This is a genomic window from Siminovitchia thermophila, assembly GCF_016909185.1.
Lineage (GTDB): Bacteria > Bacillota > Bacilli > Bacillales > Bacillaceae_C > Siminovitchia > Siminovitchia thermophila.
Map to the genome: position 1 here is coordinate 73,618 of NZ_JAFBFH010000012.1, position 18,045 is coordinate 91,662.

Annotated in this window: 17 protein-coding genes; 1 reads left to right on the forward strand and 16 read right to left on the reverse strand. The window is 43.2% G+C overall.

Annotation, left to right across the window (positions count from 1 at the left end):
- Positions 1-114 precede the first annotated feature (114 nt).
- The 13 genes from JOC94_RS10010 to queG all read right to left on the reverse strand — a co-directional run bounded on the left by JOC94_RS10010 (position 115) and on the right by queG (position 13,083).
- Positions 115-912, reverse strand: a complete 798-nt coding sequence (locus tag JOC94_RS10010; RefSeq protein WP_077112199.1) for an ABC transporter ATP-binding protein — start codon at positions 910-912, stop codon at positions 115-117.
- Positions 890-1,939: an ABC transporter permease gene (locus tag JOC94_RS10015; protein ID WP_077112197.1), complete on the reverse strand. Its 1,050-nt coding sequence runs from the start codon at positions 1,937-1,939 to the stop codon at positions 890-892. The genes JOC94_RS10010 and JOC94_RS10015 overlap by 23 nt, the downstream gene beginning before the upstream one ends.
- A gap of 22 nt (positions 1,940-1,961) precedes the next feature.
- Positions 1,962-2,954, reverse strand: a complete 993-nt coding sequence (locus JOC94_RS10020; RefSeq protein ID WP_077112410.1) for an ABC transporter substrate-binding protein — start codon at positions 2,952-2,954, stop codon at positions 1,962-1,964.
- 162 nt (positions 2,955-3,116) lie between these two features.
- Positions 3,117-3,890, reverse strand: coding sequence for an enoyl-CoA hydratase-related protein (locus JOC94_RS10025; RefSeq protein ID WP_077112195.1), 774 nt, complete (start codon positions 3,888-3,890; stop codon positions 3,117-3,119).
- An 11-nt stretch (positions 3,891-3,901) separates the two neighbouring features.
- The gene (locus JOC94_RS10030; protein WP_077112193.1) at positions 3,902-4,678 is read right to left on the reverse strand and encodes an enoyl-CoA hydratase/isomerase family protein; all 777 of its coding nucleotides are present in this window, start codon (positions 4,676-4,678) and stop codon (positions 3,902-3,904) included.
- A complete protein-coding gene (locus JOC94_RS10035) occupies positions 4,671-4,976 on the reverse strand; it encodes an EthD family reductase (RefSeq protein WP_077112192.1) in 306 nt (101 codons plus the stop codon). The genes JOC94_RS10030 and JOC94_RS10035 overlap by 8 nt, the downstream gene beginning before the upstream one ends.
- 57 nt (positions 4,977-5,033) lie before the next feature.
- Positions 5,034-5,408, reverse strand: coding sequence for a 1,2-phenylacetyl-CoA epoxidase subunit PaaB (paaB, locus tag JOC94_RS10040; protein ID WP_077112190.1), 375 nt, complete (start codon positions 5,406-5,408; stop codon positions 5,034-5,036).
- Between the two features lie 494 nt (positions 5,409-5,902).
- On the reverse strand, positions 5,903-7,072 hold the full coding sequence (gene yhbH / locus JOC94_RS10045; protein WP_077112188.1) for a sporulation protein YhbH: 1,170 nt from the start codon (positions 7,070-7,072) through the stop codon (positions 5,903-5,905).
- A 241-nt stretch (positions 7,073-7,313) separates the two neighbouring features.
- On the reverse strand, positions 7,314-9,209 hold the full coding sequence (locus JOC94_RS10050) for a PrkA family serine protein kinase (protein ID WP_077112186.1): 1,896 nt from the start codon (positions 9,207-9,209) through the stop codon (positions 7,314-7,316).
- Between the two features lie 344 nt (positions 9,210-9,553).
- Entirely contained in the window at positions 9,554-10,027 is a 474-nt protein-coding gene (trmL, locus tag JOC94_RS10055) for a tRNA (uridine(34)/cytosine(34)/5-carboxymethylaminomethyluridine(34)-2'-O)-methyltransferase TrmL (protein WP_077112184.1), read from the reverse strand.
- Between the two features lie 80 nt (positions 10,028-10,107).
- Positions 10,108-10,974: an amidase domain-containing protein gene (locus JOC94_RS10060; RefSeq protein WP_077112182.1), complete on the reverse strand. Its 867-nt coding sequence runs from the start codon at positions 10,972-10,974 to the stop codon at positions 10,108-10,110.
- Between the two features lie 276 nt (positions 10,975-11,250).
- Positions 11,251-11,649: a KGG domain-containing protein gene (locus tag JOC94_RS10065; RefSeq protein WP_077112179.1), complete on the reverse strand. Its 399-nt coding sequence runs from the start codon at positions 11,647-11,649 to the stop codon at positions 11,251-11,253.
- A gap of 297 nt (positions 11,650-11,946) precedes the next feature.
- A complete protein-coding gene (gene queG, locus JOC94_RS10070; protein ID WP_077112177.1) occupies positions 11,947-13,083 on the reverse strand; it encodes a tRNA epoxyqueuosine(34) reductase QueG in 1,137 nt (378 codons plus the stop codon).
- Between the two features lie 110 nt (positions 13,084-13,193).
- Between queG and JOC94_RS10075 the strand changes: the two genes are divergently transcribed.
- Entirely contained in the window at positions 13,194-13,862 is a 669-nt protein-coding gene (locus JOC94_RS10075) for a B3/B4 domain-containing protein (RefSeq protein ID WP_077112175.1), read from the forward strand.
- A 754-nt stretch (positions 13,863-14,616) separates the two neighbouring features.
- Here JOC94_RS10075 and JOC94_RS10080 read toward each other — a convergent pair.
- The 3 genes from JOC94_RS10080 to JOC94_RS10090 all read right to left on the reverse strand — a co-directional run bounded on the left by JOC94_RS10080 (position 14,617) and on the right by JOC94_RS10090 (position 17,913).
- Positions 14,617-15,849, reverse strand: a complete 1,233-nt coding sequence (locus tag JOC94_RS10080; RefSeq protein ID WP_077112173.1) for a dihydrolipoamide acetyltransferase family protein — start codon at positions 15,847-15,849, stop codon at positions 14,617-14,619.
- 71 nt (positions 15,850-15,920) lie between these two features.
- Positions 15,921-16,955: an alpha-ketoacid dehydrogenase subunit beta gene (locus JOC94_RS10085; RefSeq protein WP_077112171.1), complete on the reverse strand. Its 1,035-nt coding sequence runs from the start codon at positions 16,953-16,955 to the stop codon at positions 15,921-15,923.
- Between the two features lie 4 nt (positions 16,956-16,959).
- Positions 16,960-17,913 carry a thiamine pyrophosphate-dependent dehydrogenase E1 component subunit alpha gene (locus JOC94_RS10090; protein ID WP_077112408.1) on the reverse strand — a complete coding sequence of 318 codons (954 nt, stop codon included), beginning with the start codon at positions 17,911-17,913 and terminating at the stop codon, positions 16,960-16,962.
- Positions 17,914-18,045 lie beyond the last annotated feature (132 nt).

The following is an 18,045-nucleotide window of genomic DNA, read 5'->3' on the forward strand; positions in this document are numbered from 1 at the left end:
ATAATTTTTTTGGAAAATAATGGTAAAAATCATGTAAATTGGGTAATAAAAATGAGAGAACATCATAAAGAAGCCTCCCTTTTTTATTTAAAAATCAAGAAACGCAAATATCTCCTAACTCGATAATAGCGCCTTGTCACTTGCAAATTGTTCTCCGCGAATCCGCTGAAACTCTCCAAGCAACTTTTCTATTGTTAAATCTTTTTTCTCTTCTTTGTTAACCTCCAAAATAATTTGACCTTTATCCATCATGATCAAGCGGTTGCCAAGATCAAGCGCCTGCTGCATATTGTGTGTGACCATGAGCGTTGTCAAACGATCCTTTTCAACAAGCTCTTTTGTCAAGTTCGTAATGAGCTCCGCTCTTGCCGGATCCAGCGCCGCGGTATGCTCGTCAAGAAGCAGAATAGACGGTTGAGTGAATGTTGCCATTAAAAGCGATAGAGCTTGCCTCTCTCCCCCTGACAACAACCCCACTTTGGCATTTAAACGGTTTTCCAAGTTTAAATGGAGCGTTTCGAGCGCCGCACGGAAAAAGTCCCTTCTTTTCCTGTCGACACCTCTCCTTAAACCGCGCTTTTTATTGCGTGAATAGGCCATCGCCAGGTTTTCTTCGATCGTCATGGATGGTGCAGTTCCAGCCATTGGGTCCTGAAATACCCTCCCGATTAATCGCGATCTTTTATATTCCGGCAGTTTTGTTACTTTTTTGGAACCAATTTCCACTGTCCCGACATCCGGAGTCAATACACCGGAAATCATGTTCATTAATGTGGACTTACCCGCACCGTTACTGCCTATCACTGTGACGAAATCGCCTTCTTCCATTTCCAGGTTCACTCGATCCAGTGCTATTTTTTCGTCAGGTGTCCCTTCATTGAAGATTTTGCTAATCTGTTCGAGCTTCAGCAACGGATTCTACCTCCTCTTTTCCGGCCGATTTCAAAGCTGCCATTCGCTGGGTGTGCCACTTGGCCTTCCGCTTGTTTGCTCTTCTTTTTTCGATGATTTGCGGCATGACAAGTGCGGCAATAACAATGACTGCCGTAATAAGTTTCATATCCCCTGTATCAAGCAACTTGATTCGCAGCGCCAATCCAAGAACAATTCGATAGATAATAGCACCAGCTACTACAGCCAACGTTGTTCGAACAATTGTTTTCGTACCAAAAATCGCTTCCCCAATAATGACCGACGCAAGCCCAATGATAATCATCCCGATTCCCATACCAATATCAGAAAATTTTCCATATTGGGCAATCAATGCTCCGGAAAATGCCACAAGCGCATTGGAAATGCCAAGTCCAAGAATGACAAGTGAATCCGTATTTGCGGAGAAACTGCGAATCATTCGTTTGTTGTCACCGGTGGCACGAATCGCAAGCCCCACTTCGGTTTGAAGAAACCAGTCGGCAATCAGCTTGATGATAATTGTTACAATTGCCATAAGGATCAATATTCCCCAAGTGGAAGGGATATGCTGAACGCCAATGGATGACAACATATTGTTCAACGCGGCATCAATTCCCAGGTTTTCCCAAAATACTTGAAATTTTGTAAAGATTGTTTCAGAATTTAATAAAGGTATATTCGGGCGTCCGACCGAGTTATCAGAAGTTAAACCCATAATCCGCAAATTGATAGAATATAGTGCAATCATCATTAAAATGCCGGATAATAGCGGGTTTATTTTTCCTTTCGTATGCAATAGTCCCGTGACACAACCAGCCAAAAACCCGACGACCAAGGCAACAGCCGTTGCCGTTGCCGGATGATACCCGAAGATAATCATCGTGGCGGCAACCGAAGCTCCTGTGACAAAGCTGCCGTCAACCGTCAGATCCGGGAAGTCGAGCACCCGGAATGAAAGATATACCCCGAGTGCCATTATTGCATAGATGATTCCTTGCTCTACGGAGCCAAACATTGCTGCAAACATCTTAGAATCATCTCCTATCTATTTATTTGCCTTCGTAAATTTCAGCTTCCCATTCATCTTTAATTTCTTTTCCAATCTTATCCGCAATTTTCTTGTTGACCATTAATTTCAAGTTTTGCGGAGCCTGTACTGGCATTTCGGCTGGTTTGTCCTCTTCTTTTAAAATCTTCACTGCCATTTGTCCAGCTTCATATCCAATGTCAAAGTATTCAAAACCATATGCTGCAAAGCCGCCCTTTTTTAATGAATCCAATTCTCCCACCACTAGTGGAAGTTCGTTGTCATTGGCAACCGAAATAACAGATTCCAATGCGGAAACGACCGTGTTATCCGTAATAATATAAATAGAGTCAGCCTTTCCAAGCAATGATTCTGTTGCCTGCTTTACTTCGGCAGAGGTTGATACGGGTGCTTCTACAATGTTCAAATCAAGATTTTCTTTTTTGATCGTTTCTTTTACGATATTTACTTGAGCGACCGAGTTTTGCTCCCCTGCGTTATAAACCATTCCCACATTTTTGGATTCTAGTTCTTCACTAATAAACTTAACAGAATTCGGAATGGCCTCTGGATGGGTGTCAATGGTTCCAGTAACATTAGCGCCGGGCTTTTCCAATGATTCGACCAATTCAGCCCCGACTGCATCCGTAACAGATGTGAAAACGATCGGAATGTCTTTTGTAGCGCTCGCGACAGATTGTGCGCTCGGTGTTGAGTTGGCAAATATCAAATCAACGCCGGCATTTACAAGGTTCGAGGCAATCGTCGTGTTATTATTTGGATCTCCTTGCGCATTTTGTTCATCATATTCCACCTCTAATCCTGCATCCTCCAAGGCTTTCTTAAAACCGTCGTAGGCAGCATTCAAAGATGGGTGGTCAACGAGTTGCGTAACACCGATTTTATATTTTTTTCCTTCTTCCTGCTTTCCATTATTATCTTCTTCCTTCTCTGGGGCAGATGTATTATTGCCACATGCAGCCAATACAAGGACCGCACCGCCAAACAATGCCATTAAACCTTTTTTCCATTTTACGCTCACCTTTGTTCCCCCTCTATTTAAAATTTTATCGCCTTTTTCACACTATGTAAACGGCAATAATTATCGTAATGGTACACTGGTTATGGTAGATAGTCAATAAGTTTGGCAGGTTAATAAACGTGCGGAAGAAGCTCTTTATTTCCCTTGAAAAGCAGGTTTGCGCTTCTCGACAAATGCTCGTACTCCTTCTAGATGATCCTTCGATCTGCCGGCCAACCGCTGCGCTTCCGCTTCCAAGTCAAGCACCTCTTCAAGAGTTGAGTTCCATGATTTCTGCACATTGCTTTTCATCATGGCGATGGCCTTTGTCGGCATGGACACGATCTTATCCAAAAATTCCGATACTTCATGATCCCACCCATCCGCTGGAATCATTCTCGTGACAAGCCCTAATTGATCAGCTTGTTCAGCACTTATTTTTTCCCCAAGCATCATGAGTTCAAGTGCTTTTGCATGGCCAATCATGCGCGGTAAATAGTAAGTATTTCCAGAATCTGGAACTAGACCGATGTGCACGAACGCATTTAAAAAACTGGCCTTTTTTGACACGAGTCTGAAATCCGCAGCCAAGGCCAGGCTGAATCCCGCTCCTGCTGCCGTACCATTCACTACCGCAACAATCGGCTTTTGGCTTGCGGCCATTTTCAAGATAATCGGGTTGTACCGATTGGTAAGCAGCTCCCCATAATCAAAGGCGGCATCGGCTTCCCCCAAGTCTTGTCCCGCGCTGAAAGCACGTCCCGCTCCCGTAATGACGATTGCCCGCACATCATCATCTTGATCTCCTTTTTCAAAGGCGCTCAGCAATTCGGCGTGCATTTGGGCATTGAAAGAGTTCAATTTATCCGGACGGTTTAACGTAATCCATGCGGCGGATTTCCTAACTTCATACAAAATTGTTTCAAACATGGCAACCTCCATTAATATCCTTTAAAATCAGGTTTTCTTTTTTCCATAAAAGCTTTCATGCCCTCTTTTTGGTCTTGGGAAGAAAATAGCAAATAGAAGTTCTTCCGCTCAAAATACATCCCTTCTTGAAGTGGATAGTCTACCGCTTTGTGAACGGCTTCTTTGATCATTCGAACGGCGAGGGGGGGCTTTTCAGCCAGTTTTTTTGCAAAATTCAACGTTTCTTCAAATACAGTGTCAGCAGGATACAACTTATTGACGACCCCAAAGGATAGGGCTTCTTCGGCTGACATCATGTCGCCGCTCCAAATCCATTCAAGCGCTCTTGTCTTTCCAAGCAATTTAGTCAACCTTTGCGTGCCTCCGGCACCGGGCATAACCGCCAGGTTTACTTCCGGAAATCCAAACTTGGCATCGCTTGCGGCATACATCATGTCGCATAAAAGAGCAAGCTCAAAGCCTCCGCCTAAGCAATAGCCGTGTACTGATCCAATAATTGGCGTTTTAATTTGGGCAAGGCGGTCCCAATCGGCAAATTGATTCAATAATTCCATCGAGATTGTATTCTCTTCCGCCATTTCATCAATATCCGCCCCAGCGGCGAATGCCTTTCCTTTCCCGGCAAGCAAAATAACCCTGATCCGCTCTTTCCGATCAAATCGTTCGAGAGCCTCCAAAATCTCTCGAACCATTACTCTGTTTAGGGCGTTCAATACATTTGGGCGATTGAGCCACACAACCCCGACCGGGCCTACTTCTTCTGTTAAAATATGTTGATAATTACTCATTAACTTCCTCACCAAACATAAATGTGACAAGGTTGCCGGCGAATTTCATGACATCCTTTCCAGAAGCTTTTGATTCCTCTGTTTTGGACGCCTCTTTAAATGCTTCTTTACTATCATAAAACATTTCACACATCAAATAATACGGACTTTCTCCCATCGGCGATCCAGTAAATTTTGTCACGTTGACTTTGCGGAGTCCGGGAATTTTTTCTGTCAAAGGCAAGTGCGTTCCAAAATAATATTGATCAAACTCCTCAGGGTCTTCCGGCTTTTTGAACAGTGCAACCATTTTAAACATGTACATATCCCCTTTCATAATGTGCTTTTTATTAAAGGCAAAGCCTTTAAAAACGTTTTATGGCTGGCGCTTTTCTTTGTGAGGGCGGTCTTCCGCCCATGACATGATTTCTTTTTCATCGAGCATTTTTTGCTCGTACTGGCGCCACTTCTTTCTTAAATATCCATAACCTTTCGTCAGCCGGTAATCTTTGTTGTCAAGCCTTTGAACAATGTCCCGCTCCTCCGGCTTCATCCTTCGGATGTCCGAGCGCTTTACCACCCATATATCCACTACGGGCTCCCTGCGCATGAAATTTTCCTGAGCCATGATAAATGCCATATCGGCATTCGGGGCCAACAAACTGAATTGATGCTGAAAGTCCCCTTTATGGCTTCTCTTGCTGAAAACCTCGTATACATCATAAAAATCATCTGTTTTCCCGCTATCCATAGTTGTTCCTCCTCCTCACGGTGCATGATTTTCGGAAAAGCGATCCTTTTTTGTTTTTTCGGGTATTTCTGCCGTCTGCTTGAGGTGATGGTTCCCTTACTGGCTGTCTAAGTTGGCTTTAACGGAGGCTCCTGCCAAAACGATCCCGAAAAAGGAAATCCACTTCATTTTTGGCAAGCTGTCTTTCATGATTTTTCCAGTAATAAACGTTAGCATGTTTTATATGGGATTTCGTTTGATAGCCAGTTGAGTGTTTATGGGTGGGTCTGTGTCATTACTGTCTTCATAATATTTTAAATTTACAGTTTTGTAAGCGTTTAACAATTGACGCACAGCGAATTGGGTATAACAAAATAATTCAAGTAGCGTGAAATGTCGTTATATTATTTTTATTTTAAGGATACTTTTTATTTTCTCCGCTGTCAACCACAAAATGGGCATTCCAAAAGAAAAAAGAGGAAACAACATCTTGCTTCCTCTGATGACTTCCATATTTACATATAGCTGTTTTCAGGCTTCTTTCGGAAAAAGCTTTTCATTGCGTGATACACGTCCGCCTTTTGCTTCAAAATATAATAATAAAACTTTTCATTTTTAATATTTTTATAAGCCGACATTAACGTGGAATTGCGCTGATACTGATTTACTTCACCGTACCCAAAAATATTTGACTTCTCCATCAGTTCATTCACGAGCTTTACACATCTTGCGTTATCCGATGTCAAGTTATCTCCATCGGAAAAATGGAACGGATAAATATTGTATCGCTCAGGATCATATTTATCCGATATGACCTCCAATGCCTTTCTATACACGGAAGAACAAATTGTTCCGCCGCTCTCTCCTTTGGAAAAGAAATCTTCTTCGGATACTACTTTTGCTTCCGTATGATGGGCAATAAATTCAATAGAAACCTTTTCATATTTCGTCCGTAAAAAACGGGTCATCCAGAAGAAAAAGCTGCGCGCCATATATTTTTCCCATATCCCCATCGAACCGCTTGTGTCCATCATTGCAATGACAACTGCATTGGATTCCGGTTTTTCAATTTCATTCCATGTCCGGAATTTCAAATCTTCCGGAAATATCGGGTAAAAATCCGGTTCTCCTTTCATGGCATTTCGTTTAAAGGCTGTCATCATTGTTCTTTTCTTATCAATATTGCCCATTAACCCTGTTTTGCGCACATCGTTATATTCAATATTCGTCACTTTGTTGGCATCTTGCTCTTTCCGCTGTAAATTGGGAAGCTCAAGCTCCTTGAATAACGCTTCTTCCAAATCCAGCATGGATACTTCCGCTTCGTAATAGTCTTCGCCCGGCTGGTCACCTGCTCTTTGCCCTCTTCCCGGACCGGATTTTTGTGACCCTCCATCTCTGGCAACAACGTCACCAACTTGACTATCTCCGTCTCCTTGGCCAACATGTTTGTTTTTATCGTAATTATAGCGAATTTTATATTCATCCAAAGATCTGATGGGAATTTTTACAACATCGCTGCCATCGGACATAATGATACTTTCCTCGGTAATCAGGTCGGGCAAATTATTGCGAATTGCTTCCTGTACCTTTTCTTGATGGCGCTGTTGATCATCATAACCTTTCCGATGGAGGGACCAATCTTCTTTTGAAATAGCAAATTGGTGAGACATTGACTCTGACATGATTACGACGCCCCCCTTTAATGGTTTTATTAAACATGTGTACCCGAAAATCCGTGTACAATCACCTTTAATTATTCTATCTTATGCGAAATCGCAAATTTATTTACTGCTAGTTGTAAGAATGGGACAAAGATTTTTCATGCAGGACTGCTTCCTATCAGGTATACGGTGAGTTTGAAATAAAAAGAAAACCCCATCCAGTTATTGAACTTGTCGGTTCATAATGGAAAGGGTTGATGTTTTATCGGTTTAGCAAGCTTCCCACGTAACGAAGAAGTTCGTTGGCCGAAGTTGAGTTATAACCATGTTCGTCTATTAAACGGGCTACGACTTCATTTATTTTCTTCAGTTGCTGTTCATCCGGCGTTTTGGCTGAAGTTGTGATTTTTACAACGTCCTTCAGATCGGCAAACAGTTTTTTCTGAATGGCTTCCCGCAATCTCGCGTGTGATCTGTAATCGAAGCGTTTGCCTTTCCTTGCCAATGCCGAAATACGTATTAATATTTCCTCCCGGAAAGCTTTCTTCGCGTTTTCGGAAATACCGATCTGCTCCTCAATCGAACGCATTAATTTTTCATCAGGGTTAATCTCTTCTCCGGTAAGTGGATCGCGCAACTTCGATTTATTGCAAAAGGCTTCCACATTATCCAAATAATTATCCATCAATGTTTTTGCGGATTCTTCGTAAGAATATACGAAAGCTTTTTGAACCTCTTTTTTCGCCAGTTCATCATATTCTTTTCTCGCAAGGGAAATGAAGTTTAAATATTTTTCCCTAAGTTCATTTGTGATGGACGGATGTTGATCCAGCCCTTCTTTTAACGATCTCAACACATCCAAAGCGTTAATCGAAGGAATATTTTTGCGGATAATGGCTGATGAGATCCGGTTGATGACATATCTTGGATCGATTCCACTCATTCCTTCATCCTGGTACTCTTTTTTCAGCTCGTTCAAGTCAGATGAGTTATATCCTTCCACATTTTCCCCGTCATACAGGCGCATTTTCTTTAAAAGGTCAATATCTCCTCTTTTTGGCTCCTTTAATCTCGTTAAAATGGTAAACATGGCCGCTACCCTTAACGTATGGGGCGCTATATGAACGTCGGCCACATCGCTTTCACGAATCATCTTTTCATATATCCTTTCCTCCTGGGATACCTTTAAATTGTACGGAACGGGCATGACGATGATCCGTGAATGAAGCGCTTCATTCTTTTTATTTGAAATAAAGGACCGATACTCAGTCTCATTTGTATGGGCAATAATGAGCTCATCTGCCGAGATAAGCGCGAATCTCCCCGCTTTAAAATTTCCTTCTTGTGTTAACGACAAGAGATGCCACAAAAACTTTTCATCACATTTCAGCATTTCCTGAAATTCCATAAGCCCACGGTTGGCTTTGTTCAACTCGCCATCAAATCGATACGCCCTTGGGTCTGACTCTGAACCATACTCTGCAATGGTGGAAAAATCGATGCTGCCTGTCAAGTCGGCAATATCCTGTGATTTGGGATCAGATGGACTGAACGTTCCAATACCAACCCGCTTATCTTCAGAAAAGAATATCCGCTCAACTAGCACATCTTCAATTCTGCCTCCGTAATCTTCCTCCAAACGCATGCTATTTAGCGGGGACAAACTTCCTTCCACCCGAATGCCGTATTCTTTGTAGAAATCTTCCCTTAAATGCTGTGGAATTAAATGGAGTGGATCTTCGTGCATCGGGCACCCTTTGATTGCATATACAGCGCCGCCATCTGTTCTGGAATATGCTTCAAGTCCCCGCTTCAACATCGTAACAATGGTTGATTTTCCACCACTGACCGGCCCCATTAGTAATAATATTCTTTTCCTTACATCAAGACGTTTCGCTGCCGGATGGAAATATTCTTCAACCAGCTTTTCCAAAGCTTCTTCTAACCCGAACATCTCATGGCTGAAAAAGCGGTATACTTTTTGTCCGTTTACTTCTTCGACCCCCGCATCCCTGATCATGTTATATATACGGGAGTGTGCCGACTGAGCAACCCATGGTTTTTCCTTGAGTAGTTTTAAATAATCTGCAAAAGTTCCTTCCCACTTTAGTCTCGCTTCATGAGACCGATATTGTTCAATTTTTTTTAGTATATCCATAAGGACCTCCCTGTTTTGCTTGATGAGGAATGATTAATTAAACCATATGCACCCTGGTGCTTGAACATGCTTAATTAAAGGTATGTCAATAAATGTTCGGTTGTGAATAAACCGTTTCAACATTTCGCCATAAGTTTCATTCACATTACAAAAAAAATGGGATATAATAACGGAAGGACTACTTCTGGAAAAGGAGGCTTACATATATCTTATGAAAACAATTTTGATTTTGGGCGTATGCATCGCATTTTTGGCAGCCATCTTTACTGCAGGTTACGAAGATAAGCCGGGAGTTTACAGAAAGTAAGGTTGAAAAATCCCCCTTCACTTTGAAGGGGGATTTCTTATTGCAAGTTTGGATAGCCCTGCTGCCGAAGTGCTTCATATACAAGAATTGCGGCAGTGTTGGACAAGTTGAGAGCCCGAACATTTTCCGTCATCGGAATTCTCAAGCACCGCTCTTGATGTTGTGCCAACACATTTTTTGGCAATCCGGATGATTCTTTTCCAAAAATAAAGTAATAGTTTTTATGAGGATCGTTATATTTGAATGCGGTATGGGGATGCTTTCCATGTTTCGTTAAGAAAAAATGCTCGCCGTCTTCATTTGCCGCAAAAAACTCTTCCAAAGAATCATAATAGGTGATGTTTACAAACGACCAATAATCAACACCCGCCCGTTTGAGCATCTTGTCATCCGTTGAAAAACCGAGCGGACGGATCAAGTGTAATCGTGCATCGGTAGCGGCACATGTCCGAGCAATATTTCCAGTGTTTGAAGGAATTTCTGGCTGATATAATACAACGTTGATTGGCACTGCTGTTCACCTCAATTTTTGCTTACCGTGACATTATACCACCACTATGAGGACAATGAAAAGGGCTATGACCTTTTGCGCTAACTGTCATCCACAATCGTAAACATTTTATATTGAATGTTTGGCGTATATGCCGAGGAGTCCTCGTATGCCCAATATCTCATCCGGCTGTTATACGTATGGGCGTTTACAAGGGGCATACCCGTTGCGTCTTTTCCCGTCACAATCGTATTGTGGTCAAATCTCCCGTCTCCCTGGAAGTCGTAACAAATGACATCACCAAGCTGAAGTTCAAGGGGATCGTGTACCTCCTTCGCTCGTAATCCGGTCCGTGAATGCTGCAAATACGTTTTTAGAGCGTTTGCCACAGACCAGCTGAAGCTCCAATTTCTGTTGCGATACCACCAGCCATTGCTTCTGTTTGGATAGCCTCTCATCGGTGCTCCACCGGCATGAAGGCATTGGGAAACATAATTTGTACAATCCACTTCAAATTTGATATATGCGGGGTTGTAATCGTTCCACCATCTTTCCGCATAGCGAACAGCCTCTAAACGGTCATAATAATACGGGATCCGTTCGCTTTCCTCTCTTTTCCAACCTTCATCCATATTTAACGTCTCCGCTCTGAACTCAACCGGAACCTCACCATCTTCGCATATGCGGTCATTATAAAATGCGGCTTTTCTTTTTTCCACCTCCTCTTCAATATAAAAGTACCCGCCCTGTTTAATCATGTATTTAAAATGAAAATGATACAGTAAATAATCCATCCCCTGTTCCGATGTTTTCTCCTTTACTTGACCCACCGCATCCACTTTGACGATCTCACATTTGCGGTTTGCCAAAGATTGCAATTTTTGATTCACTTTATCATCCTTTGATTTTTTCCTCCCCGCATACTCCTCTACCCTTTCTTCCAAAATATGCTCTAAACAATTTCTCACTTCATCCCTCCTCGCTCATATATATGGGAGAAACACCTTCTTTTTTCATTTCATTCCACAGAAAATTTACAAGCGCATAGATTACCTTGGACACGAGCATGTTTACTCGTTTTTTCAACGCATAAAAAAAGAAGATGAACTTGAGAAAATACACCTGCATGAAGGTGCTATGTAACAATAAAAAATGGTTCCAACCATCAAAGACCGACGGTTGAAACCATTTCTGCATATTTTTGGCCAGTTATATCTCAACTTCTTTTCATCCTATATATGAATTTACTTGTTGTCGTTTTCACGTTGTTTTGCGCGGGCATTTCCGCCTTTTTCGCCAATGTCTTCATAAAAGCCCCTATCATGATTTTCGGAAGTTGCTTCTCCGCCTTTGCGGCCTATTTCTTCATAGAAGTCCCTGTCATGATTTTCAGAAGTTGCTTCTCCACCTTTGCGGCCGATTTTCTCATAGAAATCCTTGCCATGATTTTCGGAGGTTGCTTCTCCACCTTTGCGGCCGATTTCTTCATAGAAATCTCTGTCATGATTTTCGGAGGTTGCTTCTCCACCTTTGCGGCCGATTTCTTGATAGAATTCCTTATCGTGTGTTCTGGCAGTTTCTTCTCCACCTTTTCTTCCGGCTTCTTCTAGTGTCATTTTGTCACGCTTGTTGTTGTCTGCCATCGAGAATTCCTCCTTGAAAATTTTTTCTCTTACAGTTCTCTATGTTCCCGCTCATTTGAGTATAAAACATTTTTTTCAAAAAGAATCATTTAAGGAGGCAAACATTCAGTGGAACAGTCAAATGTGAATAGGTGGAGCCATTTGCAAAAATGAAAAAGCAGGCAACTGATGCCTGCTTACATGTCATTGATCTAAAAAACACGGCGAGCGCCCAAAAGCATAAGATCAGAAAACTGCCTAGTTGTCCTTATTGCGATAAAGACATGTTCGACGCCTCATCACTTGCCCGCTAATTTGTTATTGTTCATTCAACAAATGTAAACCTTTTTGTATTTCTTGTTGGACGTCACTGTTTTTTTCATGGACACGTGCCGTTAAAAGGGCCGTTCTTGCTTTCTCTCCTCCAATTTTCCCAAGGGACCACGCCGCCGTTCCCCTTATTTCAGGACGAACATCTTCTTGTAAGACCTTAATTAAATCATCTACCGCCTGTTCTTCCTTAAAATGGGCGAGCGCCAGTATGGCATTCCGCTGAATGGGCTTTTTTCCTCGCCAAGAGCCTGCCATTTTGCCAAATTTCTCCTTAAACTCACGATTGGATAGTTGAAGAAGAGGCTTAAGAAGCGGCTTGGCTGTTTCGGGATCTGGCTCCATTTTCGGATGGAAACGATTGTCAATCCCTTTATTTTTCGGGCATACTGTTTGGCACGTATCACAACCATACAAACGGTTACCAATTTCTTCTCTGAATTCATCCGGCAAAAAGCCTTTTGTCTGTGTGAGAAAGGCGATACAGCGCTGGGCGTTAAGCTGCCCAGGCCCAACAAGAGCTCCCGTAGGGCATGCTTCCAGGCATTTCGTACATTCTCCGCACTGGTCATGCAGCGGTTCATCCGGTTCAAAAGGCAAGTTTGTAATCATTTCACCCAAATACACGTAAGAACCAAATTCCGGCGTAATAATGGAGCAGTTTTTCCCGCTCCATCCGATTCCTGCCCTTTCAGCCACTGCCCTGTCCACAAGCTCTCCGGTATCAACCATCAGCTTACATCGCGCTTCGCTTACTTTTTCCTTAATATAAGCCGCCAATTGTTCCAGTTTTTCCCGGACCAAAATATGGTAGTCGATTCCCCAAGAAGCCCGACAAAAAATCCCTCTTCTTTCCCCGCGTTTTCCGCGTGGAGGGTTTGTCATTTTAGATGGGTAGGCGAGCGCAATGGCAATAATCGAGCGCGGTTCTTCAAAAATGAGTTCCGGATGAGTGCGCTCATCAATATTTTTATGTTCAAACCCGGACTGATAGCCGAGAGCTTCCTGCCTCATTAACAAATTTTTCATTTCAATAAACGGGTCGGAAGCGGCAAAACCGATTTTGTCAATCCCGATCTGCTTGCTATATTCGATGATCTCTTCTTTTAGTTGGCCATAATCCAATTGCGCCCCTCCTTTCCATTACAAGTATCCGTAAGCAGCCCTTATTACTTCCATACAGCAAACTCATTATTATGATAAACTATTTTTAACATTAGTTGGAGGTGTAAACGTTGGAAGTTGTAATAGACGAAACGTTGCGTGCAGCCGTTCCACAAATAAAGTTCGGAATCATTCACTATGAGGATATTACAGTCGGAGATTCCCCGCAAATGTTAAAAGGAAGGCTTCAATTATTTCAAGAGTCGCTCTTTTTTGAGCTGGAAGATCAAAATATAAATGAGCTCCCCGAAATAAAAGATTGGCGCTCTATTTTTAAAAAGCTTGGAAAAGATCCTAATCGGTACAGGCATTCGGCTGAAGCCTTGTATCGGCGAGTCAAAAAACAACAATACATAACATCCATCAATTCAGCCACTGATTTAAATAACTTTTTCTCTTTAAAATATCGGATTCCACTCGGCATATATGATAAAGAGTTGATACAAGGAAATGTAGTCATTCGTAAAGGAGCAGAAGGAGAAAGCTATGAAGGCTTAAACGGACGGCAAAATAATGCGGAAAACTTGCCCATATCCGCGGATGATGCCGGCCCATTCGGCAGTCCGTTCGTGGATGCAAAACGGACTGCCGTTTCCGCCAATACGACAAGAGCTTTGCAAATTGTCTACCTTCCGCTAATGATAGAAACAAACGATGCAATGAAGCTGGTTGAATCGTTCGCATCTATGTTCACCCATATCAATGGGGGAACTGCCCACACCGCCATCCTTGCAGACTAAAAGGAAAGTCTTTCACCCAGGCGCTTCCACTGGCTATTATCATTTTAACTACATTGGCTTCGAACTTACACAAAAAACGCAGTGCTTCGTCCTTAATTGGAACGAAACACTGCGTTAGTAAGAAAATATGTATGAGAGCAAGTGATGGGATTGAAACCCACAACAGCCAGCGGCTGCCCTCGCATACATCATTGCATGCACAGACTATTATACAAAATGCGACAGCACACGGCAATGGATGTCACAGAATGTTCAATTTTTCACAAAATCTGTCACCGGCAGTTACGGCAAGACTTCAACCAATAGAGATAAATACCAGCGATGCAGGTCACCCTATGTTTCCACCGGATGTGGCGTTCTTAATCTGCGAACCTCTTGGTTGGTTTCCCCCCACCTCTTCGAGCTTCCTTTTGGTTTAAGATAGGCGTCTTTCTTCCAGTGAATCCGAGATAAAGCGGCTGCATCAGATCCAGCCACTTAGGCTATCGAGAAACCTTAGAAAGCTTCATCACGGCAAATTCATCCCCACCTTTGGGATTTACTCGTCTTTCTCGGGGTTTACTAGCGACTTTTTTCACTTACTATCCACTTCTTTGATTTATTCACGACCTTTGGAAAATACTATCCACTTTTTTGATTTACTCGCCGATTCCAGGTAATTACTCGCCTCTTTTTCGATTTACTCGCGGCTTTTGGGAATTATCATCCGCTTTCTCTACAAGCTGAGCGGCTGTATCCAGCCGCTCTATTCTCGTTATATCAACATTTGATACGGTTTTTCAAGATTGTCCTTGATGAGGTGAAGAAAACGGCTTGCTGGTACTCCGTCAATAGCCCGGTGATCGAAGGTTAAACTGAGCGGCAGCATGCTTTCCCGTTTGACTACTTCTCCAACGAATACCGGTGTGTCAACAATAGAGCCTACGCCAAGAATCCCCACCTCTGGTGGATTTAAGATCGGTGTGAAAAACTCCACTCCTTCCGCACCGAGGCTTGTCACTGTAAAAGTAGAACCTTTCATTTCCTCCGTCTCAAGCGTTCCTGCTCTCGCTTTTTTCCCCAAGTTCTTAATTTCGTTGGAAAGCTGAAATATGGTGTGCTTTTCCGCATTCTTTATGACGGGAACGACAAGTCCATTATCCACGGCAACAGCAATTCCCAAATGAACTGAATGATACGTTTTTATTTGCTCCTCCTCATATGTACTGTTCATGATTTTATGATTTGCTAATGCCAATACTGCTGCCCGCGCGATGAAGTCAGTCATCGTCAACTTGACCTTTTTTCGGCTGCTCGTATCATATTGGTCGTTTATTTTTTGGCGGAGTAAAAGCAATTCGGTGACATTTGCCCGCATATGAATGGTGAGCTGCGCACTTTGCTGGAGGCTTGTAAACATTCTTGACGCAATCACTTTTCTCATGCCGGAAACTTGCTTGACTGATATTTCATTTTGCGCCTGCTTATCTGTAGGATGAACTGGTTGTTTTTCAACTTTCGCTTTTTTCTTTTCGATTGCTTTTTCAACATCTTCCCTTGTCACTCTTCCTTTTGGCCCGGTACCAGAAATTGTATGGATGTCAATGTCTTCTATTTGGGCGAGCTTCCTTGCCGCAGGTGATACTCTAAGTTTTAATGGCCTGGCGACCGGCTTATGGGCCGGAACTTCTGCCGCTTGAATAGTAGCGGCTGTTTCTTGGCGCTGTGCCGTTTTTTCCTCTTCGCTTGCGGCTGTTTCCATTTTCTCCCCGGGCTGTCCGATATAGCCGATCGCTTTCCCGACCGTTACGGTTTCATCGACATCGGCGGCAATTTTAAGCAAAACGCCATTATCCGGCGCTTCAATGTCTTTTTCGATTTTATCAGAGGAGATAACTGCAACCGACTCTCCTTTTTGAACCTGTTCCCCCTGTTTTTTCAACCATTCCACAACTGTCCCTTCTTCCATGCCCATTCCTAGCTTTGGCATAATAATTTCTACAGCCAACAAAATCGTCTCCTTTCTAAAATCAGCGTGCCACGTAATGACACGCTGAATATGTTTTGTAAATGGCCTCTTTATATCGTGACGATCGTTTCATCACCGATCATTTCAGCGACGACTTGCAGTACTTTTTCTGGTGAAGGCAAATATAAATCTTCCAACGCGGGTGAAAAAGGAACCGGACAATGCGGTGCCGTAACCATTTTGATGGGCGCATCCAAAAAGTCAAAGCCTTTATCAGCCACTAATGCCGAAATATCGGTTGCCGCGCTACAACGCGGATTTGCTTCGTCAATAATAATGAGACGATTTGTTTTCGCAACAGAAGTTAAAATGGTTTCCTCATCAAGCGGTGACAAACTTCGCGGATCAACTACTTCAGTATCAATTCCCCTTTCCGCCAATTGGTCGGCTGCTTTCAGCGCTGTATGGACTTGTTTGCCAATGGCAACAATCGTCAAATCTTCCCCGGCCCGCTTAATATCCGCTTTTCCAATTGGGATCGTGTAGTATTCTTCATCCACTGCCCCTTTCATACTGTAAAGTGTCTTATCTTCAAAAAAGATGACAGGGTCATCATCAAAGATCGCTGAGAGGAGCAGCCCTTTCGCATCGGCAGGAGTAGATGGTACAACAACCTTTAATCCCGGAATATGCGTGAAAATGGCATACAAACTTTGTGAATGCTGGGCGGCTGCCCGAAAGCCCGCTCCATGCATCGTTCGAATCGTAAGCGGCACTTTCGCCTTTCCTCCGAACATATACCTCAGCTTCGCGGCCTGGTTCATGACTTCATCAAGACAGCTTCCGATAAAATCGTTAAACATTAATTCCGCGATCGGACGAAGCCCTGTTGCCGCGGCTGTAACAGAAGCACCGATAAAACCCGCCTCGGCAATAGGCGTATCCAATACCCGGCTTCTGCCAAACTCCGTCACGAGCCCTTTTGTTACGCCCATCACGCCTCCCCATGCGTCTTCATCCTGTAAATGATCCACTTCCGCTCCGCCCGCCACATCTTCTCCCATTAAAATAACTGTCTCATCCCGTCTCATCGCCATTTTCATAGCTTCATTCAAGGCATCTGCATAAGAAATATTCCTTGTCATTTTTTCACCCCCATCCATTTTCGTAAGCCACATAAACATCTTTTACCAAGTCATTTGCAGAAGGAAAAGGGCTCTCTTCGGCAAATTTGACTGCCTCATCGATTGATTCCTTCACCTGTTTTTCTATACCGTTGAGCTCCCCATCCGTTAACAATCCGTGTTCCGTTGCGTAGTGGCGGAACAGTCCGATCGCATCCAATTCATGTAAATGCCGCTTTTTCTCATCCTGCTTTTTATACGTCTGGGCATCTCCTTCAAAGTGTCCATAATTGCGGTACGTAACGCATTCGATCAATGTGGGGCCTTCTCCTCGTCTTGCTCTTTCCACCGCTGCTTCTGCCGCTTGATAGACGGCCATCACATCTTTTCCATCCACAGTTTGTCCGGGGATATTGTAAGCTTTTGCTCTATCCGCGATATTGGTGCAGCTAGACGCATAATGGAATGGGGTAGCTTCCGCGTAACCATTATTTTCGGCGACAAAGATGACCGGCAATTTCCAAATGGCGGCAAGGTTGATCCCCTCATGGAAAGTCCCGTGATTGTTTGCGCCATCACCAAAAAAGCAGACAGCTACAGCATCGGTTTTCTTTATTTTAGCGGTTAATGCCGCTCCAACAGCGAGTGGAAAACCACCGCCAACGATTCCGTTCGCTCCGAGCATTCCTTTTTCAACGTCGGCTATATGCATAGAGCCGCCTTTTCCCTTGCAAAGCCCCGTTGCCTTTCCATAAATCTCCGCCATCATCGCATGTAAGTCACATTCTTTGGCAATGCAATGGCCATGGCCCCGGTGTGTACTCGTAATGCTGTCACTTTCGTTTAAATGGGCACAAACCCCGACTGCCACCGCCTCTTGTCCGGCGTATAAGTGTACAAAACCCGGCAACACCCCCGTTTGAAAAATGTCATGGACCCTGTCTTCAAATTGACGGATTTCACACATTTTTTCATACATCCATCTGGCCTTTTGCTTCGTCAAACCGGCAGATACCGATACCGTCACATTTACTCCTCCTATCTTTTTGAAAGAATGGGTAAAATCACTACTTACTATAGTTAATATTGCAAAAAATGTGCCAACTTTAAA

What these genes read in the sequence shown, in the direction of transcription:
- JOC94_RS10090 (WP_077112408.1), bottom strand. Translation starts at nt 17,913, where the DNA reads ATGTATGAAAAAATGTGTGAAATCCGTCAATTTGAAGACAGGGTCCAT.
- JOC94_RS10065 (WP_077112179.1), bottom strand. Translation starts at nt 11,649, where the DNA reads ATGGCAGACAACAACAAGCGTGACAAAATGACACTAGAAGAAGCCGGA.
- JOC94_RS10050 (WP_077112186.1), bottom strand. Translation starts at nt 9,209, where the DNA reads ATGGATATACTAAAAAAAATTGAACAATATCGGTCTCATGAAGCGAGA.
- JOC94_RS10085 (WP_077112171.1), bottom strand. Translation starts at nt 16,955, where the DNA reads ATGACAAGGAATATTTCTTATGCAGATGCCTTGAATGAAGCTATGAAA.
- yhbH (WP_077112188.1), bottom strand. Translation starts at nt 7,072, where the DNA reads ATGTCAGAGTCAATGTCTCACCAATTTGCTATTTCAAAAGAAGATTGG.
- JOC94_RS10035 (WP_077112192.1), bottom strand. Translation starts at nt 4,976, where the DNA reads ATGTTTAAAATGGTTGCACTGTTCAAAAAGCCGGAAGACCCTGAGGAG.
- JOC94_RS10030 (WP_077112193.1), bottom strand. Translation starts at nt 4,678, where the DNA reads ATGAGTAATTATCAACATATTTTAACAGAAGAAGTAGGCCCGGTCGGG.
- JOC94_RS10015 (WP_077112197.1), bottom strand. Translation starts at nt 1,939, where the DNA reads ATGTTTGCAGCAATGTTTGGCTCCGTAGAGCAAGGAATCATCTATGCA.
- JOC94_RS10025 (WP_077112195.1), bottom strand. Translation starts at nt 3,890, where the DNA reads ATGTTTGAAACAATTTTGTATGAAGTTAGGAAATCCGCCGCATGGATT.
- JOC94_RS10020 (WP_077112410.1), bottom strand. Translation starts at nt 2,954, where the DNA reads ATGGCATTGTTTGGCGGTGCGGTCCTTGTATTGGCTGCATGTGGCAAT.
- paaB (WP_077112190.1), bottom strand. Translation starts at nt 5,408, where the DNA reads ATGGATAGCGGGAAAACAGATGATTTTTATGATGTATACGAGGTTTTC.